The sequence below is a fragment of the Agromyces sp. LHK192 genome (assembly GCF_004006235.1).
Lineage (GTDB): Bacteria > Actinomycetota > Actinomycetes > Actinomycetales > Microbacteriaceae > Agromyces.
This window is the reverse complement of the sequence record NZ_CP034753.1, coordinates 3,825,891-3,851,146: the sequence shown is the minus strand read 5'-3', so window position 1 is coordinate 3,851,146 and position 25,256 is coordinate 3,825,891. Positions and strand designations below refer to the sequence as shown.

General features: G+C 72.8%; 26 protein-coding genes. 12 read left to right on the top strand and 14 right to left on the bottom strand.

The window, feature by feature from the left end:
* Positions 1–33 precede the first annotated feature (33 nt).
* Positions 34–615, top strand: a complete 582-nt coding sequence (locus ELQ40_RS18990) for a hypothetical protein (protein WP_205649377.1) — start codon at positions 34–36, stop codon at positions 613–615.
* 108 nt (positions 616–723) lie between these two features.
* Here ELQ40_RS18990 and acs read toward each other — a convergent pair whose 3' ends face one another.
* Together acs and ELQ40_RS19265 are read right to left on the bottom strand one after the other, a co-directional pair.
* Complete coding sequence (gene acs / locus ELQ40_RS17490; protein WP_127794843.1) at positions 724–2,763, bottom strand: acetate--CoA ligase; 2,040 nt, start codon at positions 2,761–2,763, stop codon at positions 724–726.
* Between the two features lie 241 nt (positions 2,764–3,004).
* A complete protein-coding gene (locus tag ELQ40_RS19265; protein WP_127794842.1) occupies positions 3,005–3,898 on the bottom strand; it encodes an OsmC family protein in 894 nt (297 codons plus the stop codon).
* Between the two features lie 64 nt (positions 3,899–3,962).
* Between ELQ40_RS19265 and ELQ40_RS17480 the strand changes: the two genes are divergently transcribed.
* Positions 3,963–4,658 carry a helix-turn-helix transcriptional regulator gene (locus tag ELQ40_RS17480; RefSeq protein WP_127794841.1) on the top strand — a complete coding sequence of 232 codons (696 nt, stop codon included), beginning with the start codon at positions 3,963–3,965 and terminating at the stop codon, positions 4,656–4,658.
* A 121-nt stretch (positions 4,659–4,779) separates the two neighbouring features.
* Here ELQ40_RS17480 and ELQ40_RS17475 read toward each other — a convergent pair whose 3' ends face one another.
* The 4 genes from ELQ40_RS17475 to ELQ40_RS17460 all read right to left on the bottom strand — a co-directional run bounded on the left by ELQ40_RS17475 (position 4,780) and on the right by ELQ40_RS17460 (position 8,411).
* A complete protein-coding gene (locus tag ELQ40_RS17475) occupies positions 4,780–5,760 on the bottom strand; it encodes an ABC transporter permease (RefSeq protein WP_127794840.1) in 981 nt (326 codons plus the stop codon).
* 9 nt (positions 5,761–5,769) lie between these two features.
* Positions 5,770–6,807, bottom strand: a complete 1,038-nt coding sequence (locus tag ELQ40_RS17470) for an aliphatic sulfonate ABC transporter substrate-binding protein (protein WP_127794839.1) — start codon at positions 6,805–6,807, stop codon at positions 5,770–5,772.
* A gap of 86 nt (positions 6,808–6,893) precedes the next feature.
* Entirely contained in the window at positions 6,894–7,793 is a 900-nt protein-coding gene (locus ELQ40_RS17465; protein ID WP_127794838.1) for an ABC transporter ATP-binding protein, read from the bottom strand.
* A gap of 117 nt (positions 7,794–7,910) precedes the next feature.
* Positions 7,911–8,411 (bottom strand): GNAT family N-acetyltransferase, encoded by a 501-nt coding sequence (locus ELQ40_RS17460; RefSeq protein WP_164863691.1) that lies wholly within the window; start codon positions 8,409–8,411, stop codon positions 7,911–7,913.
* A 127-nt stretch (positions 8,412–8,538) separates the two neighbouring features.
* On the opposite strand from ELQ40_RS17460, the gene ELQ40_RS17455 reads away from it, so the two are divergent.
* On the top strand, positions 8,539–9,378 hold the full coding sequence (locus ELQ40_RS17455) for an SDR family NAD(P)-dependent oxidoreductase (RefSeq protein ID WP_127794836.1): 840 nt from the start codon (positions 8,539–8,541) through the stop codon (positions 9,376–9,378).
* 48 nt (positions 9,379–9,426) lie between these two features.
* Here the strand turns inward: ELQ40_RS17455 and ELQ40_RS17450 are convergent, their stop codons facing one another.
* Positions 9,427–10,272, bottom strand: a complete 846-nt coding sequence (locus ELQ40_RS17450; RefSeq protein WP_127794835.1) for an exodeoxyribonuclease III — start codon at positions 10,270–10,272, stop codon at positions 9,427–9,429.
* Between the two features lie 83 nt (positions 10,273–10,355).
* Positions 10,356–10,895, bottom strand: coding sequence for a DUF6328 family protein (locus tag ELQ40_RS17445; protein WP_240665847.1), 540 nt, complete (start codon positions 10,893–10,895; stop codon positions 10,356–10,358).
* A 104-nt stretch (positions 10,896–10,999) separates the two neighbouring features.
* On the opposite strand from ELQ40_RS17445, the gene cofE reads away from it, so the two are divergent.
* The 3 genes from cofE to cofC (ELQ40_RS17430) are packed head-to-tail and all read left to right on the top strand — an operon-like array spanning position 11,000 to position 13,516.
* Positions 11,000–11,761, top strand: a complete 762-nt coding sequence (gene cofE, locus ELQ40_RS17440; RefSeq protein WP_205649376.1) for a coenzyme F420-0:L-glutamate ligase — start codon at positions 11,000–11,002, stop codon at positions 11,759–11,761.
* Between the two features lie 34 nt (positions 11,762–11,795).
* Entirely contained in the window at positions 11,796–12,794 is a 999-nt protein-coding gene (locus ELQ40_RS17435; RefSeq protein WP_127794833.1) for a TIGR03557 family F420-dependent LLM class oxidoreductase, read from the top strand.
* A complete protein-coding gene (gene cofC / locus ELQ40_RS17430; RefSeq protein ID WP_127794832.1) occupies positions 12,791–13,516 on the top strand; it encodes a 2-phospho-L-lactate guanylyltransferase in 726 nt (241 codons plus the stop codon). The genes ELQ40_RS17435 and cofC (ELQ40_RS17430) overlap by 4 nt, the downstream gene beginning before the upstream one ends.
* Positions 13,517–13,522: 6 nt before the next feature.
* Here cofC (ELQ40_RS17430) and ELQ40_RS17425 read toward each other — a convergent pair whose 3' ends face one another.
* Positions 13,523–13,957: a DUF1761 domain-containing protein gene (locus tag ELQ40_RS17425; RefSeq protein ID WP_164863689.1), complete on the bottom strand. Its 435-nt coding sequence runs from the start codon at positions 13,955–13,957 to the stop codon at positions 13,523–13,525.
* Between the two features lie 49 nt (positions 13,958–14,006).
* Here ELQ40_RS17425 and ELQ40_RS17420 point away from each other — a divergent pair, with 49 nt between their 5' ends.
* The 3 genes from ELQ40_RS17420 to fgd (ELQ40_RS17410) are packed head-to-tail and all read left to right on the top strand — an operon-like array spanning position 14,007 to position 16,536.
* Positions 14,007–14,882, top strand: a complete 876-nt coding sequence (locus ELQ40_RS17420; RefSeq protein WP_127794830.1) for a helix-turn-helix transcriptional regulator — start codon at positions 14,007–14,009, stop codon at positions 14,880–14,882.
* Positions 14,883–14,919: 37 nt separating this feature from the next.
* Positions 14,920–15,480, top strand: a complete 561-nt coding sequence (locus ELQ40_RS17415) for a dihydrofolate reductase family protein (RefSeq protein ID WP_127794829.1) — start codon at positions 14,920–14,922, stop codon at positions 15,478–15,480.
* Positions 15,481–15,507: 27 nt separating this feature from the next.
* The gene (gene fgd, locus ELQ40_RS17410; protein WP_127794828.1) at positions 15,508–16,536 is read left to right on the top strand and encodes a glucose-6-phosphate dehydrogenase (coenzyme-F420); all 1,029 of its coding nucleotides are present in this window, start codon (positions 15,508–15,510) and stop codon (positions 16,534–16,536) included.
* A 126-nt stretch (positions 16,537–16,662) separates the two neighbouring features.
* Here the strand turns inward: fgd (ELQ40_RS17410) and ELQ40_RS17405 are convergent, their stop codons facing one another.
* Entirely contained in the window at positions 16,663–17,139 is a 477-nt protein-coding gene (locus ELQ40_RS17405) for a hypothetical protein (protein WP_127794827.1), read from the bottom strand.
* A gap of 43 nt (positions 17,140–17,182) precedes the next feature.
* The gene (gene ggt / locus ELQ40_RS17400) at positions 17,183–19,063 is read right to left on the bottom strand and encodes a gamma-glutamyltransferase (protein ID WP_127794826.1); all 1,881 of its coding nucleotides are present in this window, start codon (positions 19,061–19,063) and stop codon (positions 17,183–17,185) included.
* A gap of 208 nt (positions 19,064–19,271) precedes the next feature.
* Here ggt and ELQ40_RS17395 point away from each other — a divergent pair, with 208 nt between their 5' ends.
* From ELQ40_RS17395 to fgd (ELQ40_RS17385), 3 genes are all read left to right on the top strand, one after another.
* Positions 19,272–20,048: a GntR family transcriptional regulator gene (locus tag ELQ40_RS17395; RefSeq protein WP_164863686.1), complete on the top strand. Its 777-nt coding sequence runs from the start codon at positions 19,272–19,274 to the stop codon at positions 20,046–20,048.
* A gap of 136 nt (positions 20,049–20,184) precedes the next feature.
* Entirely contained in the window at positions 20,185–20,949 is a 765-nt protein-coding gene (cofC, locus tag ELQ40_RS17390; protein WP_205649375.1) for a 2-phospho-L-lactate guanylyltransferase, read from the top strand.
* Between the two features lie 61 nt (positions 20,950–21,010).
* Positions 21,011–22,030 (top strand): glucose-6-phosphate dehydrogenase (coenzyme-F420), encoded by a 1,020-nt coding sequence (gene fgd, locus ELQ40_RS17385; RefSeq protein ID WP_127794824.1) that lies wholly within the window; start codon positions 21,011–21,013, stop codon positions 22,028–22,030.
* Positions 22,031–22,101: 71 nt separating this feature from the next.
* On the opposite strand, the gene ELQ40_RS17380 is transcribed toward fgd (ELQ40_RS17385), so the two are convergent.
* Genes ELQ40_RS17380 through ELQ40_RS17370 form a run of 3 tightly spaced genes read right to left on the bottom strand, consistent with a single transcriptional unit; the run spans position 22,102 to position 25,051 of the window.
* The gene (locus tag ELQ40_RS17380) at positions 22,102–22,965 is read right to left on the bottom strand and encodes an ABC transporter ATP-binding protein (RefSeq protein ID WP_127794823.1); all 864 of its coding nucleotides are present in this window, start codon (positions 22,963–22,965) and stop codon (positions 22,102–22,104) included.
* Positions 22,962–24,035 carry a putative F420-0 ABC transporter permease subunit gene (locus ELQ40_RS17375; RefSeq protein WP_127794822.1) on the bottom strand — a complete coding sequence of 358 codons (1,074 nt, stop codon included), beginning with the start codon at positions 24,033–24,035 and terminating at the stop codon, positions 22,962–22,964. Before ELQ40_RS17375 ends, ELQ40_RS17380 begins: the two co-directional genes overlap by 4 nt.
* Entirely contained in the window at positions 24,032–25,051 is a 1,020-nt protein-coding gene (locus ELQ40_RS17370) for a putative F420-0 ABC transporter substrate-binding protein (protein WP_127794821.1), read from the bottom strand. The genes ELQ40_RS17375 and ELQ40_RS17370 overlap by 4 nt, the downstream gene beginning before the upstream one ends.
* Between the last annotated feature and the right edge of the window lie 205 nt (positions 25,052–25,256).

Below are 25,256 nucleotides of genomic sequence, written 5' to 3'. Positions count from 1 at the left end.
CCCGAAACGCCCGGAACTTCGAAAGGCTCCGCCATGTCCGCGAACCGTCCCTCGCCCGCCGTGTCCCTGCTCCTGCCGTCCCTGGCGCTGGTCGTCTCGGTCGTCGTCACGACCTTCGGGGCGCTGATGACCGTCTCGGCGAACACGCTCCTCACGACCGCGCTCGCGAGCCAGACGGGCACGGCCGCCGAGGTCTACGGCAGCCAGTCGAACATCGTCATCGGCAGCGGACTGCTCACCGCGGGCATCGTCGGCATCGTGCTGTCGCTCGTGCTGTTCGGCGCGCTCGTCGGCTTCGGCGCGCTCTCGCGCACCGACGCGGAGGCTGCCGCCGACCCGCTCGACGCCGACTACGACGACGACCTCGACCTCGTCGACGAGCCCGAGGCGCGACTCGTGCCGGACGCGCCGGCCGCAGCTGCCGCGGCCACTGCCGCCGCCGCTCCTGCCGCTCCTGTCGCTGCCACCGCGCCTGCCGCTGCCGACGACGTGACTCCCACCGAGGCGCTGGCCGAGCCGGTCGATGCTCCGGCAACCGAGGCGGAGGCAGGCGCCGCGCCCGAGGCATCCGACGCCTCCGGTGACGCACCGAAGGGTGACGCCTCGCGCGCCTGACGCCTTCGTGCATGAGCATCCGGGTCACGGATGCCGCGGGGCATCCATGACCCGGATTCTCCTGCCTACGGCCGGTGCGACCGCCGGCGGGGCACACCATGCAGCGGCTCAGTGCCCGCGCAGCACCTCCGCGATGCGCAGCGGCACCCGCTCGTCCTGCAGCGACGTCGTGTCGCCGAGCGTTCGCCCCTCGGCGAGGTCGACCAGCAGGCGTCGCATGATCTTGCCTGACCTCGTCTTCGGCAGCTCGGCGACGAACACGACGTCGCGCGGCTTCGCGATCGGGCCGATGGCGGAGGCCACGTGCGCGCGCAGCGCGGCGGCGCGGTCGGATGCCTCGGGCGAGGCATCCGACCGTCCCTCGAACTCCGCACCGGCGACGACGAACGCGGCGATCGCCTCACCGGTCGTGGCATCCGACACACCGACGACCCCCGCCTCGGCGACGTCGGGGTGGGCGACCAGCGCCGACTCGACCTCGATGGTCGACAGCCGGTGCCCCGACACGTTGATGACGTCGTCGACGCGGCCGAGCAGCCAGATGTCGCCGTCGGCGTCGTACCTCGCGCCGTCACCCGAGAAGAAGTAGCCCTGCTCGGCGAACCTGGCCCAGTACGAGTCGCGGTACCGGTCGGGGTCGCCCCAGACCGTGCGCGCCATGCCCGGCCACGTGCCGTCGATCACGAGGTACCCGCCCGAACCGCGCGGCACTTCGACTCCCTGCTCGTCGACGACCAGCGTGCGCAGCCCGGGCAGCGCGCGCAGCGCCGACCCGGGCTTCAGCGTCGAGACGCCCGGCAGCGGCGCCATCACCGCGGCGCCCGTCTCCGACTGCCACCACGTGTCGACGATCGGCGCGCGGCCCCGCCCGACCTGCTCGTGGAACCACACCCACGCCTCGGGGTTGATCGCCTCGCCGACCGTGCCGAGCAGGCGGATGCTCGACCGGTCGAACCCGGCAGGCAGGCCGCCCGGGAACCACGACATGAGCGAGCGGATCAGCGTCGGCGCCGTGTAGTACGTCGTGACGCTGTACCGCTCGATGAGTTCGAAGTGGCGGCCGGGATGCGGCGTGTTCGGCGTGCCCTCGTAGATCAGGCTCGTGACGCCGTTGAGCAACGGCCCGTACAGCTCGTAGGTGTGCGCGGTCACCCACGCGAGGTCGGCCGTGCACCAGTACACGTCGTCCGGCTTCGGGTCGAACAGCGCCCAGTGCGTCGTCGCCGCGTGGGTCAGGTACCCGCCGGTCGTGTGCACCAGGCCCTTCGGCCGCCCGGTCGTGCCCGAGGTGTAGATGACGAAGAGCGGATGCTCCGCGTCGAACGCCTGCGCGACGTGCGTGTCGGGCTGCGCGTCGACGACGTCGTGCCACCAGACGTCGCGGTCGGCCGTCCACGGGATCTCCGGGGTCTGCTCGCCCGTGCGGCGGACGACGAGCACGTGCTCGATCGACGCGACGCCGTCGACCGCGGCATCCGCCTGCGCCTTGACGGCGACCGGGTTGCCGCGCCGGAACTGCCCGTCGCTCGTGACGAGGAGCTTCGCGCCGGTGTCCTCCACGCGGAACCGCAGCGCCTCCGCCGAGAACCCGCCGAACACCAGGGAGTGCACCGCGCCGATGCGCGCGATCGCGAGCGTGACGATCACGGTCTCGAGCAGCACGGGGAGGTAGACCACGACCCGGTCGCCCGCCTCGACGCCGAGCGCGGTCAGCGCGTTCGCCGCCTTCGCGACTTCGCGCTGGAGCTCGGCGAACGTGAGCGACCGCCGGTCGCCCGGTTCGCCCTCCCAGAAGTACGCGACCTTGTCGCCGAGCCCGGATGCCACGTGCCGGTCGACGCAGTTCACCGCGGCATTGAGCCGCCCGCCGGCGAACCAGGTCGCGCCGACCGGGGTGTCGCCCGCTGGTCGAGTAGGGAGCGCAGCGACCGTATCGAGATCCGTCACCGGATGCCGCCACGTGTGCACGCTGCGCCAGCGTTCAGCCCAGTCGAGGCGTTCGGCCTGCTCGGCCCACCACGCCACGTGGTCGGCCTCGGCGGCGGTGCGGGCGGCATCCGCCCATTCGGGCGTCGCGTTGGCCTGCGCGGCGAACGCGGGCGGTGCCGGGTAGCGACGCTGTTCGTCGAGGAGGGTGTCGAAGGTCATGCTGCTGCTCCTGGTCGCTGGGGCCGCGCCGGTGCGGGGGGGCAGGGCGGCGGATCACGGCGACGGTGGCGCGGGGGCATCCGATCTTCCGAGGCTATGCGACGCCGTGCCGCCGGCCGACCGGAGCCGTCACTCCCCGTAACCCTCGCCCTCGCCCTCACCCTCACTCTCACTCTCACTCTCGGTGAGGTGACGGGAAACTCCCGGTTCGGGAGGGCGTGACCCGGATTCTCCCGTCACCTCACCGGGCGGAATCGGGCCGGTCGACGAGCAGCACGAGACGGCCGTCGTGGTCGCTGTACTGCGTGCGGATGTTCGCCCCCTCGGTGCCGAGTCGGGCGGTCAGTTCCGCGAGTGTGCCGGGCCTGGACTGGTCGAGTCTGGTGAGCACCGGATGCTCCACGGAGACGGGTCCGAATCCGGCGCGCTCGAGCGCCTCGCGGGCGGCTGGTCCGTCGGCGACGAGGAAATGCGCGACGGAGCGTCCGGCTGCCCCGCCGAACACGCCGCCCCCCTCGAGGCTGATCCCGGCCGCGCCGAGCACGGCGGCGAACCGGCCGAGCTCGCCGGGCCGGTCGTCGAGCTCGACGGAGACGTCGCTCCACGCCGGATCGGGTCGGAGCACATCGGCCGGCCCGGAGGCCGCCGCACGGTCGACCTCGACCACGTCCGCCTCGACCTGCACCGGCACGGCGAGCGAGTTCGCGATGTAGCACCCGTGATGGGCCTCGGCGACGAGCGCGAGCACCTCCTCGCGCGAGGTGCCCGGCGCGACCTCGATGCGCGGCGCCAGGCGGATGCCGGTGAATGCGGGGGGCTGCGCCGAGACGTCGAGTTCGCCCGACGCGTCGTCGCGGTACCCGACCACGTCGACGTGCCGGCGGGCGGCGAGCGCGAGGAACGAGAGCAGCTGGCAGCTGCTCGCGGCCGCCAGCAGCAGTTGCTCGGGGTTCAGCCGTTCGGGGTCCCCGCGGAACGCGGGATCGGCGCTCAGGTCCAGCGGCTGCGGACCTGTGCGCGGGCCGTCGTCGGCGACGAGCGCCTCCACGCGGTGGGCACGGCTGTAGCCGCGGTACCCGGCGCCGGTCGTTCCGGTCCAGTCGAGGCGGGTTCGGTATGCGTGGGCGTGAGTCATGCGCTCAGCGTAGGACGGCATCGTTTCGGTGGTCGCCGAAGCGTCGACGGCGTAGCGTCGCGGTATGGCCCGTGACTTCTCAGCCGTCGGCAGGGCGCTCGCCGCACCGGCGCGCTCCGCCATCGTCGACGCGCTCATGGACGGTTCTCGCCGCCCGGCGAGCGAACTCGCCGCGATCGCCGGTGTCCGCCCACCTGCCGCCAGCGAACACCTCGCCGTGCTCGTCGGAACCGGCATCGTCGCGGCGGAGGCATCCGGTCGGCGCCGGTTCTACCGGATCGCCGATCCCGCGATCGCGAACGCCCTCGAAGCGCTCGGGCGCGTGACCGGCGAGCTTCCCAGCACGGGGTACACGCGAAGCCGCGAGGCATCCGCGCTCGCCGAAGCCCGCCTCTGCTACGACCACCTCGCCGGGCGGCTCGGCGTCGGCCTCTTCGATGCGATGACCGAACGCGGATGGCTCGGCGAGGGCGGCGCCGTCGTGACCGAGGAGGGCCGTGCAGGCTTCGCGGATCTCGGCATCCCGCTCGAGGCACGCGGGAGCAGGCGGCCCGTCGCCCGCCCGTGCGCCGACTGGACCGAACGCCGGTCGCACCTCGCCGGGATCGCGGGGCGTGCGCTCGCCGAGACGTTCCTCGAGCGCGGCTGGGTGCAGCGCAGGCCGTCGAGTCGGGGGTTGCGCGTCACGGAGGCCGGAGCGACGGAGCTCGACGAACGCTGGGGCGTCGGCGTCGGCGTCGGCGAACGCGCCTCGGCGTGATCGAGCATCCCGTCGTCGATCGCAGAAATTCAGGATCAGCGCGATCCTGGCGTGCTCACGCGGCCCTTCGGTGAGGATCTCCTGAGTTTCTGGGCGGAGCCAGCGGCTCACGCCCAGCGGGTCACGCCCAGCGGCGCACGGCCCAGCGCTCGAACAGGCCGATGAGCGCGTCGGTGAGCTTTCCGAGCACGGCGAGCAGGATGATCGCGAGGAAGATGCGGTCGATGCGCCCGTTGTTGCCGGAGTCGACCAACAGGAAGCCCAGGCCCATCGAACTCGCGATGAGTTCCGCGGCGACGAGGAACAACCACGCCTGCGCGAGCGCGAGCCGCAGCGCCGAGATGACCGACGGCACGACGGCGGGCAGCTGCACGGTCGTGAACAGGCGGACACCTCGGAGCCCGAACGTGCGGCCGGCCTCGAGCAGCTGCCGGTCGACGTGCCGGAGGGCCGCGGCGACGATCGTGTAGACCGGGAAGAAGGCGCCGATCGCGATCAGGATGATCTTCGACTCCTCGCCGATCTTGAACCAGAGGATCAGCAGCGGCACCCAGGCGAGCGACGGCACCGCGCGGATCGCGCCGAGCGTCGGGGAGAGCAGGATGTCGCCGAGCCTCGAGAGTCCGACGATCGCGCCGAACAGCAGGCCGAACGCCGCACCGAACGCGAAGCCGATGAACACCCGCTGCGTCGAGATCGCGACGTACAGGCCGAGCAGGCCGCGCTGCGCGAGGTCCACCGCGGCGAGCCACACCATCTCGGGGCTCGGCAGCATCGACACGGGCACGGCGCCCGACGTCGAGACGATCTGCCAGGTCGCGAGCAGCACGACCGGGATGAGCGCGCCGCCGACGATGCGGAACCAGCGGCGGTCGACGAGGCGCCGACGGCCGGTCGTGGGGGCCGTGCCGGAGCCTGTTCCGGCGACGGACGTGACGGATGCCTCGGCGCCGACGCGGTCGACACCCGACGGGCCGAGCGGGCCCGCGGTCGCGACGCCGAGGCCGCGCTCGGCCACGGGCGCGGCGAACGCGCGGTCGACCGAGGTCACCGGGGCATCCGCCCGTTCGTCCGTGCGCGTCGTGCGCGAGGCATCCGTCATGGTGAGGCCTTACTCGAAGCGGGCCGGGTCGGCCTGCGTGGCGAACTCGTCGTTGATGAGCGTGTCGAGCGCGTCGTCCACCTGCTGCTGGGTGGCGACGTCGCCGAGCTCCACGAAGATCGGGCCGATCTTCTCGAGCACCGCGACCTGCGCGTCGCCGGGGACGTTGTCGACGTCGAGGTTCGAGCGCTCGGTGATCACCTTGGTGGCGACGGCCTCGTCGAGGCCGGCGACCTCGGCGAGGATCGCGGCGGTCTCCTCGGGGTTCTCCTCGGCCCAGGCGCGCGCCTGCTCGTACGCGTCGACGACGGCCTGCGCGACCTCGGGCTTGTTCGCGATGAAGTCCTCGGTCGCGTTCAGGAACCCGTACGAGTTGAAGTCGACGTTGCGGTAGAACAGGCTCGCGCCGGCTTCCTCGGCGCCGGCCATGATCGGGTCGAGGCCCGCCCACGCGTCGACCGAGCCGTTCTGCAGGGCGGCCCAGCCGTCGGCGTGCTGCAGGTTCTGCACCGTGATCTCGTCGGGCTCGACGCCCTCGGCCTCGAGCGACTGGAGGAGGAAGAAGTAGGGGTCGGTGCCCTTGGTGGCGGCGACCTGCTTGCCCTTGAGGTCTTCGACCGACTCGACGCCCTTGCCGTCGACCGTCACGAGCGCCGCCCACTCGGGCTGCGAGTAGATGTCGATGACCTGGATCGGCGAGCCGTTCGAGCGGGCCAGGAGGGCTGCCGAGCCGGCGGTCGAACCGACCTCGATCGCGCCGGCGCGCAGCGCCTCGTTGGCCTTGTTCGACCCGGCCGACTGCACCCAGGTGACCTCGAGGCCGGCGTCCTCGAGCCAGCCCTGGTCCTTGATGATGAGGCTCAGCGGGTTGTACGTGGCGAAGTCGATCGCGAGGGTCTGGCCCTCCAGCGAGACGGCCTCCCCCTCGGATGCCGCGGGCTCGGGCTGTGCGGCCTGGCCCTCGCCGGCGACGCAACCGGTGAGCAGCAGGGCGCTCGCGGCGGCGCCCGCGACGAGCGCGGCGCGGATGGTGCGGATGCGGGGCATGGGGACTCCTCGTGCTGTGGGGGTGCTGTGGTTGCTGCGGGTGGGTGGTGCCGGATCGGTGCCGGCGGGCTCTGGTCGGGCGGCGCCTAGTAGGGGAAGGCGGGGATGGTGGTGGTCGACGGGATGCCGCGGGCGGCACCGTGGCGGTCGATGCCGAGGCCGTCGAGCAGGCGCCCGCGGAGTTCGGCGAGTTCGGCGGATCCGCGGTCGCGCGGCCGGGAACCGGGCACGACGACGGTCTGGCGGATGACAGCGCCGGGCCGGGCAGGGCCGAGTTCGTCGCCGTCGGGTTCCGCGCCGAGCAGGATGATGCGGTCGGCCAGTTGCAGCGCCTCGTCGACGTCGTGGGTCACGAGCAGCACCGTGGTCGGCTCGGCCGCGTGCACGTCGAGCAGGAGGTCCTGCATCTTGAGCCGGGTGAGGGCGTCGAGCGCGCCGAACGGCTCGTCGAGCAGCAGCACCGAGGGGTTGCGGGCGAGCGCACGCGCGAGCGAGGTGCGCTGGGCCATGCCGCCGGAGATCTCGCGCGGACGGTGGCCGGCGAAGTCGGCGAGCCCGACGAGATCGAGCAGCCGGTCGACCTGCTCGCGCGAGGCCGCGCGCGGGGTGCCGCGGGGCAGACCGAGCGCGACGTTCTGGGCGACGGAGCGCCAGGGCAGCAGTCGCGGCTCCTGGAATCCGACGGCGCAGCGCGTGTCGAACGGGTCGACGGCGACGCCGTCGATCGTCACGTCGCCGGAGGTCGGGCGGTCGAGCCCGCCGGCGATGCGCAGGAGGGTCGACTTGCCGCATCCGCTCGGCCCGAGGATCGCGAGGATCTCACCCGGTTCGACGACGAGGTCGACGTCGCGGAGCACCGGGCGCTCCCCGGTCGACGACGGAAAGGCTCGCCCGAGCCCGTGGAATTCGACGGGCAGCGCAGCCGCGCCCGCGTTGGTCGCAGGATCTGCGACACTCGCGGACTTCGGCTCTGGTTTCGCCGCCATCGGGGCTCCCGGTGATTCGATACGGAGGAATGCTTCGACGGTAGTCAGCACTCGTCCATACGTCAGCACCTGCCGACCCGCGACGTAACACGGCGCGGGTGCGGGAGGCGGGCCGGCTCAGAGTTCCTTGCGCATGTGCAGGGCCATGGTGAGGTAGCCGAGGCTCTCGTACAGCGTGATCGCCGGGATGTTCGTCGCGAACGCGTTGAGCCCCAGGCTCCTCGCCCCCCGGTCGCGGGCGATCGCGTCGGCCCGCTCCATCACCACGCGGGCGATGCCACGGCGCTGGAACTCGTCGCGCACCCGCAGGTCGTACACCCACCAGTCCTCGGTCGCCTGGGATGCCGCCCATGGCCCGAGCCAGAGCCATCCGGCGTCCTCGCCCCCGAGCTCGATGGTGAACAGGAGGTGCCCGTCGACCAGACGGCCGTCGGGGAAGAACTGCTGCTCCGACTGCTCGCGCGCGGCATCCGCGTTCTCCGGACTGTCACCCGACTCCAGCCGAGCCTCCTCGTACTCGCGCATCGCGACCGGAAGCCAGGCGGCGATCTCCTCCGGTCCCTTCGGGACCAGCTCGATGTCGGTCGGTTCCACACGTCCGGTCGTCGCCGTGGTCATGGGCCCATGCTGCCATCGATCGATCCGGGGCCGGGACCCTCCGGCGGGTTCGGCCGGGTCCGGCAGGATCGGCCCCAGCATCCGGCGGACGGTTCGCGGCCCGTGCCGCACGCGGGAGAATGGACGCATGGCGAGGACGGTACGCGGCGCGAGGGTGCTGATCACGGGTGCGGCGAGCGGCATGGGTCGCGCCTACGCCGAACGCGCGGTCGCCGAGGGTGCGGCATCCGTCGCGCTGTGGGATCGCGACGGCATCGGACTGGCGCGCCTCGTCGACGAACTCGCGCCGGTCGCCGGCCGGCGCACCGAGCTGCGCACCGACGTCGTCGAGCTCGGCGAGATGGGCGCCATCGCCAAGCACGCCCAGCAGGTGCGCAAGCAGCTCGGCGGTCCCGACGTGCTCATCAACAACGCGGGCATCGTGCGCGGCAACCGCTACTTCTGGGAGACCGACAACGGCGACGACACCCGGGCGACGATGCGGGTCAACGCGCTCGCGCCGATGTACGTGACCCGGGAGTTCCTGCCCGGCATGATCGCCGACGCCTACCGAGAGAAGCGCATCGTGAACATCGCGAGCGCCGCCGGAACCCTCGGCAACCCGCGCATGGCCGTGTACGCCGCGTCGAAGGCTGCGCTGATCGGCTGGAGCGACTCGTTGCGCGTCGAGCTCGAGCAGGCCGACCACACGAACGTGAAGGTCACCACGGTCACGCCGAGCTACATCTCGACGGGCATGTTCGCCGGCGCCACCGGCCCGGTGCTCGCGCCCGTGCTCGAACCCGACTACGTCGTCGACCGGGTGTGGCGCGCGATGCTCCGCGGCGAACCGCTGCTCGAGCTGCCCGGAACCGTGCGGCTCTCGCGCGCGCTGCGCGCGCTCTTGCCGACCAGGGTGTTCGACGCGGTCGTCGGCGAGGGGCTGGGCGTCTACCGGTCGATGCAGGGGTTCACTGGGCGACGCTGAGCGGATGCAACCGCCAAGCGCCCTGCCGTGCTCGGCGCCGGACCGGCCTCACAGGAACATCGGGCGATCGAAGTCCTCGTCGTCGCCCTCGTCGAACGCGAGGTCGACGAGCACCGGCACATGGTCGCTCGGTGCCTCGCCCTTGCGCTCGTTGCGGTGGATCGAGGCATCCGTCACGGCACCGGCGAACGCCTCGGAGCCGAGGATGAAGTCGATGCGCATGCCCTCGTTCCGCGGGAACCGGAGCTGCTGGTAGTCCCAGTAGGTGAAGAGCCCCTCGGGCACGTGGGCGCGCACGACATCGGCGACACCGGCCGCCTCGAGGGCGAAATAAGCTTCGCGCTCAGCGGGTGAGACGTGCGTCGAGACGCCCTCGACCACGGCGGGGTCGCCGTTGTCGACGTCGGTCGGCGCGATGTTGAAGTCGCCCATGAGCGCGAACGGCACCTCGGGGTGCGCCTGCACCTGTGCGCGCGTGTGCTCGGTGAGCGCGGCGAGCCAGTCGAGCTTGTAGGTGTAGTGCGGGTCGCCGAGGGAGCGGCCGTTCGGCACGTACAGGCTCCACAGCCGCACGCCCTCGACGGTCGCGCCGAGCGACCGCGCCTCGATCGGCAGGTCTGCGCCCTCGTGGCCCTTCAGGAACCCGGGCTGCCCGAACTCGGTCTCGACGTCGGCGATGGGATGCCGCGACGCGATCGCTACCCCGTTCCACTGGTTGAGGCCGTGCGCGACGACCTCGTACCCGGCCTCCTCGAACGCCGCGTAGGGGAACTGCTCGGGCTTGCACTTGATCTCCTGCATCGCGAGCACGTCGACGTCCTCGCGCACCATCCAGTCGACCGTGCGACGGAAGCGGGTGCGGATGGAGTTGACGTTCCACGTGGCGATGCGCATGGGTTCCAGCGTAGGCGGCGCCGCCGACGCCGAATGCCGACGCCGAGGGCCGTCTCGCCGCCCCCGCCGGGCCGCGCCGCCGTTCAGCGATCGTGGGCGACGTCGCGCCGGCCGAGCCGGGGCACGATCGTCCAGAACACGATCAGGATCACGAGCGAGATCCCGAGCGCGACGAAGCCTGCGGTGCGGTTCACCGCGACGTCGAACACGAGGCTCACCACTCCCGCCGCCAGCAGCGACACCACCACGAGCAGGGCGACGAGCATGCGGTTCGCCTGCCGGACGAGCCGACGCTTCTGCTGCCGCCCGAACACCTGCCGGTGCATGATGATCGGCGCGAGCCCGAGCACGGTGGCGGTGCCGGCGAGCACGACGAGCACCAGGTAGAGGCCGACCTCGTAGGGTTCGAGCTCTTGGAACACCGGCTGGAACGCGACGGCGAGCAGGAATCCCGTGATGATCTGCGTACCGGTCTGCACCGCCCGCAGCTCCTGGAGGATGTCGCTCCAGTTCCGGTCGGCCTTCTCGACGTCCGTCTCGTTCCGCCCGTCGCCCGGCACGGCGTCGTCGGGGTCCTCCCCGGCGGTTCGCATCTTCGGCGTGGCATCCGGATTCGCGGTCATCCACGCATCGTAATGACGGGCGGCGCCGCACGGCAGGGGGTTGCGTGCATCGGCGCGGAACGCCGCCTGCCATGATGGTGATCCAGCGTTCGAGGGTGGGGCAGATGGGATTCAGTGTCGACGGAGTCGAGGGCATCGGCGAGATCGAGCCGGGCGCGGACCTCGCGGCGATCCTCGCCGCGGTCGCCGACCTGGAGGACGGCGACATCCTCGTCGTGACGTCGAAGATCGTGTCGAAGGCGGAGGGCCGCATCGTCGAGGCCGCCGACCGCGAGCAGGCGATCACCGACGAGACCGTGCGCGTCGTCGCCACCCGCGAGTACGAGGGCGGGGTCACGCGCATCGTCGAGAACCGTCAGGGCATCATCGGCGCGGCCGCCGGGGTGGACGCGTCCAACGCGCCCGACGGCACCGTGCTGCTGCTCCCCGTCGACCCGGATGCCTCGGCCCGAGCGCTCGCGACCGGGCTGCGCGCGCTCACCGGCAAGCACGTCGGCGTCATCCTCTCCGACACGCTGGGGCGCCCGTGGCGCGACGGTCAGACCGACATCGCGATCGGAGCCGCCGGCGTGCACGTCTTCGACGACCTGCGTGGGCAGGTCGACGCCGCGGGCAAGCCGCTGATGGTCACCATGCCGTGCGTGGCCGACGAGCTCGCCGGCGCCGGCGAGCTGGTGAAGGGGAAGTCAGCGGGGGTCCCGGTCGCGATCGTGCGCGGGCTCGGCCACTACGTCGGCGCCCTCGACCTGCCCGGTGCACGCTCGATCCAGCGGCCCGCCGATCGCGATCTCTTCCGCATCGGCGCCGACGAGGCCTACGACGAGGGCTACCGCGCCGGCTTCGAGGAGTCGAGCGCCGAGGCCTGACCCGCGCGGGGGCCGCACAGGGCAGGATTGAGGCATGCCCGCACACATCGGCTATGCCGCGATGCTCGAGCGCTTCCCGCCGGCCGAGGCGGTCGAGCTCTCCGCGCTCGCCGAGGCGAACGGCTTCACCGGCGTCATGGCCAGCGACCACTTCCAGCCGTGGCTGCCGGCCCAGGGCGAGTCCTCGTTCGTGTGGAGCGTGCTCGCGGCGATCGGTGCGAGCACGACCGGCGACCTCGGGCCGGGCGTCACGACCCCCGGCTTCCGGATGCATCCCGCCGTCGTCGCCCAGGCGAGCGCGACGCTCGCGGCGATGTACCCCGGGCGGCACTGGCTCGGCATCGGGTCGGGCGAGGCGATCAACGAGCACGTGGTCGGGCAGTACTGGCCCGAACCGCCCGAGCGCATCGAGCGCATGTTCGAGGCGGTCGACCTGGTCAAGCGCCTGTTCGCGGCGTCGATCGCCGGCCGCGACGTACGGTTCTCCGGGCAGTTCTTCAAGCTCGAGTCGACGCGTCTGTGGACAATGCCGGACTCGGCGCCCGAGGTCCTGGTGGCGGCCGGCGGCCCCGTGACGGCCCGCCGCGCGGGTCGCGTCGCCGACGGGCTGATCACGATGGGCGCCCCCGTCGACCGGCTCGCGGCCCTGCTCCAGCGGTTCTCCGAGGGCGCGCGCGAGTCGGGACGCGACCCCGAGCGGATGCCCCGGGTCCTGCAACTGCACCTCGCGTGGGCGCCGACCGACGAGGAGGCGATGCGCGAGGCGCTCCGGGAGTGGCCGATCGCGGGCCTGCGCGCGCCGCGCGGCGACATCCGCTCGCCGTACGACCTCGAGCACTTCGCGCGTACGGTGCGCCCCGAGGACTTCGCGGGCCGGCTCATCGTCGGCGCCGACCTCGACCGGCACCGGGCCGGCATCCAGCGCTACCTCGACCTCGGCTTCGACCGCATCTACCTGCACAACGTCGGCCGCGACCAGCGCGCGTTCGTCGAGGCGTTCGGTCGCGAGGTGCTGCCGGGGCTGCGTCGATGACGTCGGAGACCACTGGGCCGGATCCGGCGGATGCCTCGGCGGATGCCTCGGCCCGCGCCGCCGGGCCCGTGACCCGCTGGACCGTCGTGATCCCCGCGAAGGCACCCAGTCGCGGCAAGACCCGGCTCGCGCCGCACGTGCAGCCCGAGGCGCGCGTGGCCCTCGCGCGGGCCTTCGCGACCGACACGATCTCCGCGGCCGTGGCCGCGCGCGGCGTCGAGCGCGTGATCGTCGTCGGCGACGATCCGTCGCTCGCGCGCGACGCCGAGTTCCTCGAGGAGCCGACCGGAATCGCGGACGGTACGGGTGGCCCCGCCGGCCTGACCGCAGCGATCGCGCACGGCATCGCGCACGCCCGTTCCTCGGAATCCGGCGCCGTCGCGGTGCTGCTCGGCGACCTGCCCTGCCTCCGCCCCGCCGACCTCGACGCTGCGCTGGCGGCGGCGGAGGGGCATCCGCTCGCGTTCGTGCCCGACGCCGACGGCAGTGGCACGACGCTCGCGACCGCGCGACCGGGCGTGGGATTCGCACCGCGGTTCGGGCAGGATTCGGCGCGCGAGCACGCGGCGGCGGGATTCGCGCGACTCGAGGCATCCGCTCGCCTCCGGCGCGACGTCGACACGCTGGCAGCCCTCGAGGCGGCGATCGCGCTCGGAACCGGGCCCGCGACCGCGCACGCCGTCACCCTGCTCGCCGACGGCGGGGCCGCAGCGCAGGCGTGATCAGGCTCATCCCGTCGCGAATGCGCCGATGATCGCACCGGCGCCCGTGAGCCCGACGAGGTGGTACCCGCCCGTCACCGCCGCTAAGAGATAGGGCTTGGGCGTATGCGGGGTGAGGGCGTTCGTCAGCGTCGCAGCGGCGACCGCGACCCCGACGGCGAGTCCGAGCAGCAGCCCCTCGATCGCCCCCTCGGCCGAGCAGGCGCCGATCAGCACCGCGACCATCAGTGCGCCGACGAGCGCGCCGACGAGCGGAACGACGTAGTACGGGAGCGGGTACCGCCCACCGGTCGTGCGCCGGTCGACGCCGATCGAGCGATCCCACTGCCGCCCGAACAACGGCGTGAACCAGATCGCCCCGAGCACGAAGTACGCCAGGGCCGCCAGCAGCGTCGCCCACCAGTGGATGCCGACGAGCCCGTCGGAGATCGAGGTGTCCATGGCGCCATCGTGCTCGCGGCCTCGCCGCCGTGTATTGCAGAATCGCGTCATGGACGAGGGATCCGGCCGCGAGCCGATCGGGGCGCCCGAGCGCTCGGGCGTGCTCGCACCCGGCAACCTCGCGCGGTACTCGGCCCAGCGACTGCGACCGGCCGCCGCCATCGCAGATCTCGTCGACACCTACTGGTCGGTCTCGTGGTCGTTCCCGCGCGACGAAGCGGTCGTGCAGCGGATCATCGACCATCCGGCGATCACCTTGAGCGTCGAGGAGGGCTCCGTCCCCTCGCCGCTCACCGTGAGCTGCGTGCGGCCGGGAGCATGGAAGCGCACGATCGAGGGCCGCGGCTCGGTGTTCGCGATCCGGCTGCGGCCTGCCGGGCTGGCCGTGGTCGCCGACCTGGATGCCGCCGCGCTGGCCCGCGAGCAGCCCCTGACGCCGTCGCTCGATCGGCGCGCGCACGAGCTCCTCTCCGCGGTCGCCGCGGTGCCCGCCTCGGATCTCGACGGCCGGGCGGGCGCAGCCGACGCGGCGATCGCGAGGGCGCTCGCCGAACGGCGGCCGTCGCCTGCGGGGATCCTCGCGAACAACGCGGTCGATGCGCTCGTCGAGAGCCCGCGGATCCGGCCGATCGACGCGATCGCGCACGAGCTCGGGGTCTCGGCGAGAACCCTGCAACGCGCCTGCCGGGCGACGCTCGGCATCGGCCCGGGTCACGTCGCCCGGCGGGTGCGCCTCCAGGAGGTGGTGCGCCGGCTCTCGGTCGTCGACGCCGACGTCGGTGCGACGGCCGCCGAGCTCGGGTACGCGGACCAGGCGCACCTCATCAACGACTTCCGACACGCGACCGGCCTGACCCCCGGGGCCCACGTGTCGGAGGAACGCCGCACCCGCGAGCAGCTCGTCGGCGGCGGGGGGCTCGACTAGCCTGCGGGCACCGGATCACGAATGGTTGGGATGCACGATGAGACCGCTTCGATACTCCATCAACGTCACCCTCGACGGGTGCTGCCACCACGAGGCGGGACTCCCCCCGGACGAGGAGTCGATGCGGTACTGGACCGCCGAGATGGAGCGCGCCGACACCCTGCTCTTCGGTCGGGTGACCTACGAGATGATGGAGGCCGCGTGGCGGCGGCCGGCCACCGGCGAGTGGCCCGACTGGATGGACGAGTCGGAGATCCCGTTCGCCGAGGCCATCGATCGGGCGAGAAAGGTCGTCGTGTCGAGCACCCTGGACGCGCCCGACTGGAACGCGGTGGTGTTGCGCGGCGACCTGGGTCAGGCGGTGCGGCAGCTCAAGCAGGAGCCGGGCGGTGGGCTGTGGGTGGGCGGCGTCACGCTTCCGCTCGCGTTGGCCGACCTGGGACTGATCGACGAGTACGAATTCCTCGTGCAGCCGGTGCTCGCCGGGCACGGGCCGACGCTGCTCGCGGGCCTGCGTGAGCGCATCCGGCTCGAGCTCGTGGATCGTCGTGAGTTCAGGTCGGGCGCGGTGGCCATGCGGTACCGGCCGGCCGCGTAGCCCGAGTTCCGTGGAAGGATCGAACGCATGAGCCTCACCCTCGGATACAAGGCCTCCGCCGAGCAGTTCGACCCTCGCGAGCTCGTCGAACTCGCCGTCGCAGCCGAGTCGCACGGCTTCGAATCGGTGTGGACGAGCGACCACTTCCAGCCCTGGCGCCACCAGGGCGGCCACGCGCCGTTCTCGCTCACCTGGATGGCGGCGGTCGGCGAGCGTACGTCGACGGTGCGCATCGGCACGAGCGTGATGACCCCGACGTTCCGCTACAACCCGGCCGTGCTCGCGCAGGCGTTCGCCTCGCTCGGCGTGCTCTACCCGGGCCGCATCATCGCCGGCTTCGGCACGGGCGAGGCGCTCAACGAGATCGCCACCGGGTTCCGGGGCGCCGGCGAGCAGGACTGGCCCGAGTTCAAGGAGCGATTCGCCCGCCTCCGCGAGGCGGTGCGCCTCATGCGCGCGCTCTGGACCGACGGCGAACAGGTCACCTTCGAGGGCGACTACTACTCGACGCACGACGCCTCCATCTACGACAGGCCGGATGCCCCGGTGCCGGTGTACATCGCAGCCGGCGGGCCGACCGTCGCGAAGTACGCCGGCCGCGCCGGCGACGGGTTCATCTGCACCTCGGGCAAGGGCGCCGAGCTCTACGTCGACCAGCTGGTGCCGGCCGTCAAGGAGGGCCTCGAGGCGCGCGGCGACGGCCGTTCGTTCGACGCCCTCGACCGGATGATCGAGATCAAGCTGTCGTACGAGGAGACCGAGGAGGCGGCGCTCGAGAACACCCGGTTCTGGTCGCCGCTGTCGCTCTCGAAGGAGCAGAAGCACGACATCACCGACCCCGTCGAGATGGAGCGGGCCGCCGACGCGCTGCCGATCGACCAGATCGCGAAGCGGTGGATCGTCGGCACCGACCCCGATGAGGTCGTCGACCGGATCGGGCAGTACGTCGACTGGGGCTTCAACCACCTGGTCTTCCACGCGCCGGGCCACGACCAGCGCCGGTTCATGGAGCTGTTCGAGCGCGACCTCGCGCCGCGGCTGCGCGCGCGAGCCTAGGGGCGCGTCCGCAGCTCGCGCGTGCCTCGGAGGATCGCGCGAACTCCGGACCAATCCTGCGGAATCCTCCGCACCTCGTGCGATCCTCCGAACTTGGTCGGGGGGAGGGGGGAGAGTCCGCCGGGCTCAGTGCAGGCCGGGGCGGTTGAGGCTCGGCGGCAGCTTGCAGTAGTCGTAGAAGTACCTCGTCGGTGCGGCCTGGTCGGTCGCGTCGACGATGACGTTCGCGCCCGAGTCGGGCAGCTCGTCGCCCCGCAGCACCCAGACGGAGAAGTGCCAGATCCCGCGCGCGTCGCCGACGAGCAACCGCTCGCCGTCGACGACGAGCACGGTGTCCGGGTCGGTCGCCCCGTCGAGCACGCCCGAGCGGAACGGTTCGACGACCACGGCGCGGAGCGCCGCCTCGTCGGCGCCGCCGACCGACTCCCGGGCGGTCGGCTGTCCGTGCTCGGCGAGCGCCACCGCGAGATCGTCGGCGAACGCACCGTCGACCTCGGCCGCGACCCCGCCGACGGCCACGAGGCGTCGCCCGCGAGGCGAGTTGTGCAGGAACTCGACGACGATCCCGTCGAGCAGGTCGTGCCTGGTGGTCTGGGTCGGCATGGCGCCACCGTAGCGCGGTGGGAGTCCCACGGTCGAGTGCCGCCTACCGCTGCGGCCTGACCACCAGTCCCGTGCCGCCTCCTCGCCGCACCGGCTCCGCAGCGGCGGTCATCGTGCCGTCGGGCGCGACCTCGATCGTCGCGGCCGCGCCGATCTGCGACGCCGACGTGAATCGATCGCCCGAGGGGGTGAAGGCCTGGCCGTAGGCGCCGAGGGCCGCGCCGTACGCGTCGATGAACTCCGGTTCGGCCGGCGTCACCGCCGCGTTGCGCTGCGAGGCACGCGGGGCGGCGACGGCGTCGGGCAGCGACATCCCGAGATCGACTCGGTTCATCAGGATCTGCGTGACGGTCGTGATGATGGTCGCGCCGCCCGGCGAGCCGAGCACGTACCGCACCTCGCCGCCGTCGAGCACGATCGTGGGCGACATCGACGATCGCGGGCGCTTGCCCGGCTCGATGCGGTTCGGGTCGGTCTCGCTGTAGACGGTCGAGAAGTCGGTGAGCTCGTTGTTCAGCAGGAAGCCGCGACCGGGCACGGTCATGCCGGAGCCGCCGGTCTGCTCGATCGTCAGCGTGTAGGCGACCGCGTTCCCCCACCGGTCGACGACCGACAGGTGCGTGGTCGAGACGTTCTCGGTGTCGGCACGCTCCTCGAACGCCGCGGTGACACATCCCGAGGCATCCAGCGCCCCGGCCGGCACCGGCCTCGGCGACGCCGCCGACGGGTCGATCGTGCAGTCGCGGGCGTCGGCGAAGTCCTGGCTCAGCAGCGTCTCGGTCGGCACGTCGACGAACGCCGGATCGCCGACGTAGGCGTTGCGGTCGGCGAACGCCCGCGCGGTCGCCTCGAGGAACAGGTGCAGGCTCTGCGCGGTCGCCTCGGGCGTCGCCCCGGAGAGCTCATGGTTCTCGAGGATGTTCAGCGACTCGCCGACCGTGGTGCCGCCCGACGACGACGGCGCCATGCCGTAGACGTCCAGGCCGCGGTACTCGACGTGCGTCGGAGCCTGCTCGACCACTTCGTATGCGGCGAGGTCATCGGCGGTCAGCGTGCCGGGGGGAGCGGGCAGCGGCGATGCCGGGTCCTTGCGGGGATGCTGCACCACGTCGGCGATCTCGTCGGCGAGGCGGCCCTCGTAGAACACGTCGGTGCCGCGCAGCGCGATCAGGCCGAGCGTCTTCGCGAGGTCGGGGTTGCGGAACGTCGACCCGACGACCGGTGCGTCGCCCTTCGGCAGGAACAGCTTCGCGGTGTCGGGGAAGGCCGCGAACCGGGCCTTGTTGTCGAGCGTCTGGCTGCGGAACGTCTCGTCGACCGTGAACCCGCCGGCCGCGAGCGCGATCGCCGGGGCGAGCAGGGTCGACAGCCGCTTGCTGCCGAAGCGGTCGACCGCGGCCTCCCAGGTCGCGAGGGTGCCGGGCACGCCGACGCTCACGCCCGAGGAGACGAGTTCGGGCGTGAACCGGTACGGGCTGCCGGTGGCCGGGTCGATGAAGGCGTCGGTCGGCATCGCGGCGGGTGCGGTCTCGCGCCCGTCGATCGTCGTGACCTCGCCGGTCTCGGCGTCGAAGTGCACGAAGTAGCCGCCGCCGCCGATGCCCGCGCTGTACGGCTCGGTGACGCCCAGGGCAGCCGCGGTCGCGACCGCCGCATCGGCCGCATTGCCGCCGAGGCGGAGCACCTCGACGCCGATCCGGCTCGCCCAGGCGTCGACCGACGACACCGCCCCGCCGGAGCCGACGCTCGTGGCCTGCGGTTGCGGGGTCCAGCGGAACGGAACCGCGGCGGCCGCAGCATCCGCCGACGTGCCTGAGGCGCTCGGCGGAGCGGCCGACGCCGGGGCGCCGAATGCGATCAGGGATCCGGCCGCGACGGCGGCGACCGAGATCAGGAGTGCGCGACGCGCGACGTTCGTCTGCATGGGATCCCCTCGAACCGGAGCCCGCGCGGTTCGGACGCACAGGCCGATTCCGCCACGCTACGACGCCGACGGATGCGCCGGAAGGGGTTGCGGGGCGGAGCCGGCCGTGGGAACCTCCGCCCGGTCGCGGCATCCGCGGTGCGGCATCCGGGCCGATTCTGTATCCAAAATGCAGAGATGCCGCATCGCTTCCGCTACTGTCGGCCACATGAGTTCGAGCACACCGACGACCGCCGCGGGAGACTCGGCGAAGCCCAGCGGCACCGAAGCCCTGCAGCGCCTCGCCGACCACCATGCCGCGGGCTACCGATCCGTCGGCACCATGGCCTACGACATCCTCCGCGACGCGATCCTGAGCGGCGCGCTCGCGCCCGGCCAGAAGCTCAGGCAGGAGACCCTCGCCGAGGCGATCGGCGTCTCGCGCCTGCCGGTGCGCTCGGCGCTCATCCAACTCGAGGCGGAGGGGCTCGTCGAGTTCCACGACCGACGCGGGGCGATCGTCAAGGCCCTCTCGGCCGAACAGGCGCGCGAGGTGTACGACATCCGCGTGCTGCTCGAGGGGCAGGCCCTACGGCTGACGATGGCCGAGATGACGCCCGAGCGCATGGCCCGCCTCCACGAGCTCGGCCAGGCCGCCGACGAGGAGCAGGAGGGCGCCGGATTCGTCGATGCCCGCACGCTCTTCTACGCCGAGCTGTACGACGCCGAGCGCCGCCCGGTGCTCTGGGAGATGATCGAGCAGCTTCGCCTGAAGGTCGGGCGCTACGTGCTCGGTTGGCGGCTCGTCGGCGGCGACGGGCACTCGCACTCGCACGAGGCGCTCGTCGCCGCCGTGGAGTCGGGAGACGCCGATGCCGCCGCAGCCGTGCTCGGGGAGCACCTGACGAGCGTGCGCGACGCGGTGCTCGAGTTGCTCGCGGCCGACCAGCCCGCCGAGCAGCCGGCGCGACGGACGAGGCGACGCTCGGCCGACGCCGAGGACTGAAGCCCTTCGTTCCGATCGGTTCGCGCGGGCATACGCGAATCCCGGTCGACGCTTGTGGTTGTAGATTGGATCCAGTATCCAATACTGTGGGATCAGGTCGCCGACCGACGGCGGCCCGATGCCGCAGGAGGTGCCGATGCCGCTCGAGACCCGGCCGCCGCTCGTCCGCTCGCCAAGGCTCGACGCCCGCAACGGAGGGCCCGCAGCCGCCCCGACGGCCGCCGAACCGGCCGGCACCTGGCACGTGATCGTGCCCGTCAAGCGCTTCGAGCTCGCGAAGACGCGGCTCGCCGCCGCCTACCCGCCCGAAGCGCGGGCGGCGCTCGCCAGGGGCTTCGCGGCCGACGTGCTCGCCGCCGTGCGCGCCGCCGCATCCGTGCGCGGGCTCACCGTCGTCGGCGACGCCCGGGCCGCGGCGGATGCCGACGAGGGATCGCCGCACTCCCGGGTGCCCGTGCATCACCTCGCCGAGCCGCCGACCGGCGGACTCCGGCGCGCGATCGCGCTCGCCGCCGGCAAGGCCGAGCGCGGGGGCGCCGACCGCATCGCCGTGCTCCTCGCAGACCTCCCGGCGCTCCGAGCCGCCGCCCTCGACGGCGTGCTCGCCGCAGCGGCCGCGCACGACCGGTCGTTCGTCGCCGACGCCAACGGCACGGGCACCACCTTCGCGGCGGCGACCGTGCCCGGCGTCGAATGGTGCTTCGGCCCCGACTCCGCCGCCCGCCATCGGCGCAACGGGTTCGTCGAGCTCGCCGCCCCCATGCGGTTCCGACGAGACGTCGACGGCGCCGTCGACCTCGCGGAGGCCGCCCGCCTCGGCATCGGCCCGGGAACGCTGCGGGCGCGCGCCGCGGCGCTGGCCGCGATCGCCGACGCGCAGCACAGACCGGCGTCGGCATGAGCCGGCGCGACCACCGCGGCGCCGCCGGGCGCCCGCGTCGAACGCAGGGAAAGGACCCCTCATGACGCTCACCATCGGATACAAGGCCTCGGCGGAGCAGTTCGCTCCGCGCGAGCTCGTCGAGCTCGCGGTGGCGGCGGAAGCCCACGGCTTCGAGTCGGTCGCCGTCAGCGACCACTTCCAGCCCTGGCGGCACGACGGCGGCCACGCGCCGTTCTCGCTCGCCTGGATGGCCGCCGTCGGCGAGCGCACCTCGAGCATCCGCATCGGAACATCGGTGCTCACCCCGACGTTCCGCTACAACCCCGCGGTCATCGCGCACGCGTTCGCGACCCTCGGATGCCTCTACCCGGGCCGCGTGATGCTCGGCGTCGGCAGCGGCGAGGCGCTCAACGAGATCGCGACCGGCTTCCGCGGCGCCGGCGAACAGGACTGGCCGGAGTTCAGGGAGCGGTTCGCGCGCCTGCGCGAATCGGTTCGCCTCATGCGCGCGCTGTGGAACGGCGAGCGGGTCAGCTTCGAGGGCGAGTACTACTCGACGCACGACGCATCCATCTACGACCGGCCCGACGGCGGCGTGCCGATCTACATCGCCGCAGGCGGCCCCGTCGTCGCGAAGTACGCGGGCCGGGCCGGGGACGGGTTCATCTGCACCTCGGGCAAGGGCGCCGAGCTCTACGTCGACCAGCTCATGCCGGCCGTCACGGCCGGCGCGGAGGAGTCCGGCCGGGGCATCGCCGACGTCGACCGCATGATCGAGATCAAGCTGTCGTACGAGACCACGCGCGAGGCCGCGCTCGAGAACACCCGGTTCTGGTCGCCCCTCTCGCTGTCACCCGAGCAGAAGCACTCGATCACCGACCCGATCGAGATGGAACGGGCCGCCGACGCGCTGCCGATCGAGCAGATCGCGAAGCGGTGGATCGTCGGCACCGACCCCGACGCGGTCGCCGCCCAGATCGGGCAGTACGTCGACTGGGGCTTCAATCACCTCGTGTTCCACGCGCCGGGCCACGACCAGCGCCGGTTCATGGAGCTGTTCGAGCAGGACCTCGCGCCCAGACTGCGCGCGATGGGCTGACCGCCCGTCGAAAGGCTCCCGGGCGGGTCGGCGACGGACGTGTGGAGCGGACGTCGCCGGCCCGCGCGGGTTCAGCGGTGCGCCGGTGCGTGAGCCGGCGCGCGAGCCGGCGCCGGCGCCCCAGTCGGCGCCTCGCTCGCCGCCGTCACCGGCTCGTCCGCGAGGCCCGCGTACGCGACGAGCGGGCGGCCCGTGCGGGGGTGCTCGAGGATCTCGGCCTCGACGCCCCAGACCCGCCGGATCAGCTCGGGCGTGAGCACCTCCCCGGAGGCGCCGGCCGCGACGACGCGGCCGTGCTGGAGCACGATCAGGTGGTCGGCGTAGGTCGCGGCGAGTCCGAGGTCGTGCAGGGCGGCGAGCACGGTGAGCCCGTCGTCGGCCAGTGCGCGGACGAGGTCGAGCATTGCGAGCTGGGCGCGCACGTCGAGGTGGTTGGTCGGTTCGTCGAGCAGCAGCAGCGTCGGCTGCTGCGCGAGCGCCCGCGCGAGGTTCGCCCGTTGCCGTTCGCCGCCGGACAGCTCGGCGTACCGACGGGCCTCGAGGCCGACGAGACCGGCCGCGGCGAGGCATTCCCCGACGATCGTGCGGTCGTGTTCGCCGGGGGCCGCCCATGGCCCAAGATGCGGGGTGCGTCCGAGCATGACGACCTCCGCGACGGTGAGGTCGGGCAGGTCGCGCACCTCCTGTTGCGCGAGGGCGATGCGCCGGGCGCGGTCGCGTCGGCGCAGCGACCCGAGCTGCGTGCCGTCGAGCGAGGCGGAACCCGCGTCGGGGTGCACGGCTCCGGCGATGAGGTGCAGGAGCGTGCTCTTGCCGGCGCCGTTCGGGCCGAGCAGGGCGCCGACGCGACCGGCGGGCACGGTGATGTCGACGTCGTCGACGATGAGCCGGCCGCCGCGGGCGGTCCGGAGGCGCGAGGTCTCGAGGCCGTTCATGCGTCGCGTCCCGACCGGCGGAGCATGAGCAGCGCGAACACCGGGCCGCCCACGAGTGCGGTGAGGATCCCGACGGGCAGTTCGCGGGGGTCGAAGAGGGTGCGTGCGCCGGTGTCCGCGAGAACGAGGAACACGGCTCCCGCCAGTGCCGACAGCGGCAGCAGCGCCCGGTGGCGCGTGCCGACGACGAGCCTGACGGCGTGCGGCAGGATGAGCCCGACGAAGCCGATGGAGCCGCTGACCGAGACGAGGGCGCCGGTGAGCAGCGCCGTCGCGCCGAGCAGGAGCATGCGGCTGCGTGCGACGTGGATGCCGAGGGCCGCCGCCGCGGTGTCGCCGAACGCGAACGCGTCGAGCGTGCGGGCGCTGGCGAGGAGCGGGATGCCGATGACGACGAGGGCGATCCCCGAGATCGCGACGGAGGTCCAGTCGGTGCCGGCGAGGGAGCCGAGCAGCCAGTTCAGGATCTCGCGGTAGCTGTCGCCGGTCGCGCTCCAGAAGATGACGAGGCTCGTGATCGCCCCGAAGACGGCCGAGACGGCGAGTCCGGCGAGCACGGTGCGGGTGGGGCTCAGGTCGCCGGCGGCGCGCGCGAGCCCGAGGGTCGCGACGAGCGCGGCCAGGGCGCCGATGAACGCGGCGACGGGCAGGAACACGCCGACGCCGAGCACGAGCACCAGCACGGCGCCGACCGACGCGCCGGAGGACAGGCCCAGGAGGTAGGGGTCGGCCAGGGAGTTGCGCGTCACGGCCTGCATGACGACGCCGCAGACCGCAAGTCCGGCGCCGACGGCGGCGGCCGTCGCGACCCGGGGCAGCCGCAGTTCCCACACGATGGCGTCCTGCAGGGGCGTGAGCGGCGACGTGCCGATGCCGACGTGCGCGAGCAGGCTCGCGAGCACGTCGGTGGGGAGGAGCCCGGCGGGGCCGACGGTGACCGCCGCGAGGCAGACCGCGAACAGGGCGGGGATGAGGGCGATCGCCGCCCACGCCGCGCGTGCCGGGCGACGGCCGCCGCGGCGCGCCGGTGGCGGCGCGTGCGGGGCGGGGGCGGCGATCGCGCGACTCATCGCAGGTCGAGCTCCTCGACCTGGCCGACGACGGATGCCACCGCGTCGACGTTGCGGACGCCCGCCTCGGTCGACGGGAAGTCGACGATCGCGTACCGCTGCTCGGCGACGGCGGGCAGGGCGGCGGTGGCGGGGTTCGACTCGAGCTGGGCGATCTTCGACTGCGCGGTGTTCCACGGGGCGTCGACGAGGACGATGACGTCGGGCTCGGCGGCGACGATGGCCTCCCAGCTCATCGACGTCCAGGTGTCGTGCACGTCGGCGGCGATGTTGTCGAGTCCGGCGGCCGCCATGATCATCTGGGGTGCGCCGATGCCCGCCCCGACGTACGGCGTGTCGTCGCCGGAGCTGTACCAGAGCGCGGTGAGCCCGCTGACGGAAGGCTCGATGGCGTCGAGCGCCGCGCGCTGCTCGTCGACGAGCGCGGTCGCGGCGTCGGGGACGCCGAAGATCGCGCCCGCCTCCTCGAAGCCGTCGAACACGGTGTCGAACGTCAGCGGGTCGGGCATGTACGCCGGGTCCTTGCACGCGGCCGGCGCGACGTAGGTCGCGACGCCGAGGGCGGCGAGGCCGTCGCGCTCGCCGGCGCCCTCGGCGCTGAGGTTCGATTCCCAGCCGGCGAAGACGAGGTCGGGCTCGAGGGCGAGGGTGGCCTCCTGCGACGGCACCTTGTCGGAGAGCACCTCGACGTCGTCCGCGGCGTCGGCGTAGGCCTCGGGGACGGGGCCGTCGCTGAACGCGCTCGCGACGATGCGGTCCTCGAGGCCGAGCGCGAGCAGGAGTTCGAGCGTCGACGACTTGATCGTGACGACGCGTCGGGGCGCCTGCTCGAACGTGACCTCGGTACCGCAGTTGTCGATGGTGAGCGGGTATGCGCTCGAGGCCGCCTGATCGGTCGGCGCGGAGGCGCTCCGGGACGAGGCGTTGCCTGCGGTGGTGCTGCACGCGGCGAGTCCGCTGATCGCGACGAGGGACATGGCGGCGAGCGCCAGGGCGGGAGTTGTGCGGGTTCGCATGGGACCTCCGGGAGGGACGGCAACGGATGGGGATCCGACGTCGGGGGCGCAGCGCGGCGCCGGAGTTCGTCGGTGATCTGCGGCCCAAATCCGGGGCCACCCGCTGCCGGTCAAATCGGACCGGCGGTCGCTGACCATCGTAGGTCGGCAGGGTCGTGCAAATCAATACTGGATTCTGGATCCAAAATGCGCCAAGATGCAAGGA

What these genes read in the sequence shown, in the direction of transcription:
- ELQ40_RS17455 (WP_127794836.1), top strand. Translation starts at nt 8,539, where the DNA reads ATGGCGAGGACGGTACGCGGCGCGAGGGTGCTGATCACGGGTGCGGCG.
- ELQ40_RS17405 (WP_127794827.1), bottom strand. Translation starts at nt 17,139, where the DNA reads ATGCCGACCCAGACCACCAGGCACGACCTGCTCGACGGGATCGTCGTC.
- cofC (WP_127794832.1), top strand. Translation starts at nt 12,791, where the DNA reads ATGACGTCGGAGACCACTGGGCCGGATCCGGCGGATGCCTCGGCGGAT.
- ELQ40_RS17445 (WP_240665847.1), bottom strand. Translation starts at nt 10,895, where the DNA reads ATGACCGCGAATCCGGATGCCACGCCGAAGATGCGAACCGCCGGGGAG.
- ELQ40_RS17380 (WP_127794823.1), bottom strand. Translation starts at nt 22,965, where the DNA reads ATGAACGGCCTCGAGACCTCGCGCCTCCGGACCGCCCGCGGCGGCCGG.
- cofE (WP_205649376.1), top strand. Translation starts at nt 11,000, where the DNA reads ATGGGATTCAGTGTCGACGGAGTCGAGGGCATCGGCGAGATCGAGCCG.
- ELQ40_RS17465 (WP_127794838.1), bottom strand. Translation starts at nt 7,793, where the DNA reads ATGGCGGCGAAACCAGAGCCGAAGTCCGCGAGTGTCGCAGATCCTGCG.
- ELQ40_RS17470 (WP_127794839.1), bottom strand. Translation starts at nt 6,807, where the DNA reads ATGCCCCGCATCCGCACCATCCGCGCCGCGCTCGTCGCGGGCGCCGCC.
- ELQ40_RS17375 (WP_127794822.1), bottom strand. Translation starts at nt 24,035, where the DNA reads ATGAGTCGCGCGATCGCCGCCCCCGCCCCGCACGCGCCGCCACCGGCG.
- acs (WP_127794843.1), bottom strand. Translation starts at nt 2,763, where the DNA reads ATGACCTTCGACACCCTCCTCGACGAACAGCGTCGCTACCCGGCACCG.
- ELQ40_RS17480 (WP_127794841.1), top strand. Translation starts at nt 3,963, where the DNA reads ATGGCCCGTGACTTCTCAGCCGTCGGCAGGGCGCTCGCCGCACCGGCG.
- ELQ40_RS18990 (WP_205649377.1), top strand. Translation starts at nt 34, where the DNA reads ATGTCCGCGAACCGTCCCTCGCCCGCCGTGTCCCTGCTCCTGCCGTCC.
- ELQ40_RS17370 (WP_127794821.1), bottom strand. Translation starts at nt 25,051, where the DNA reads ATGCGAACCCGCACAACTCCCGCCCTGGCGCTCGCCGCCATGTCCCTC.
- ELQ40_RS17395 (WP_164863686.1), top strand. Translation starts at nt 19,272, where the DNA reads ATGAGTTCGAGCACACCGACGACCGCCGCGGGAGACTCGGCGAAGCCC.
- ELQ40_RS17415 (WP_127794829.1), top strand. Translation starts at nt 14,920, where the DNA reads ATGAGACCGCTTCGATACTCCATCAACGTCACCCTCGACGGGTGCTGC.
- ELQ40_RS17460 (WP_164863691.1), bottom strand. Translation starts at nt 8,411, where the DNA reads ATGACCACGGCGACGACCGGACGTGTGGAACCGACCGACATCGAGCTG.
- ELQ40_RS17450 (WP_127794835.1), bottom strand. Translation starts at nt 10,272, where the DNA reads ATGCGCATCGCCACGTGGAACGTCAACTCCATCCGCACCCGCTTCCGT.
- cofC (WP_205649375.1), top strand. Translation starts at nt 20,185, where the DNA reads ATGCCGCTCGAGACCCGGCCGCCGCTCGTCCGCTCGCCAAGGCTCGAC.
- ELQ40_RS19265 (WP_127794842.1), bottom strand. Translation starts at nt 3,898, where the DNA reads ATGACTCACGCCCACGCATACCGAACCCGCCTCGACTGGACCGGAACG.
- ELQ40_RS17435 (WP_127794833.1), top strand. Translation starts at nt 11,796, where the DNA reads ATGCCCGCACACATCGGCTATGCCGCGATGCTCGAGCGCTTCCCGCCG.
- fgd (WP_127794828.1), top strand. Translation starts at nt 15,508, where the DNA reads ATGAGCCTCACCCTCGGATACAAGGCCTCCGCCGAGCAGTTCGACCCT.
- ELQ40_RS17475 (WP_127794840.1), bottom strand. Translation starts at nt 5,760, where the DNA reads ATGACGGATGCCTCGCGCACGACGCGCACGGACGAACGGGCGGATGCC.
- fgd (WP_127794824.1), top strand. Translation starts at nt 21,011, where the DNA reads ATGACGCTCACCATCGGATACAAGGCCTCGGCGGAGCAGTTCGCTCCG.
- ELQ40_RS17420 (WP_127794830.1), top strand. Translation starts at nt 14,007, where the DNA reads ATGGACGAGGGATCCGGCCGCGAGCCGATCGGGGCGCCCGAGCGCTCG.
- ELQ40_RS17425 (WP_164863689.1), bottom strand. Translation starts at nt 13,957, where the DNA reads ATGGACACCTCGATCTCCGACGGGCTCGTCGGCATCCACTGGTGGGCG.
- ggt (WP_127794826.1), bottom strand. Translation starts at nt 19,063, where the DNA reads ATGCAGACGAACGTCGCGCGTCGCGCACTCCTGATCTCGGTCGCCGCC.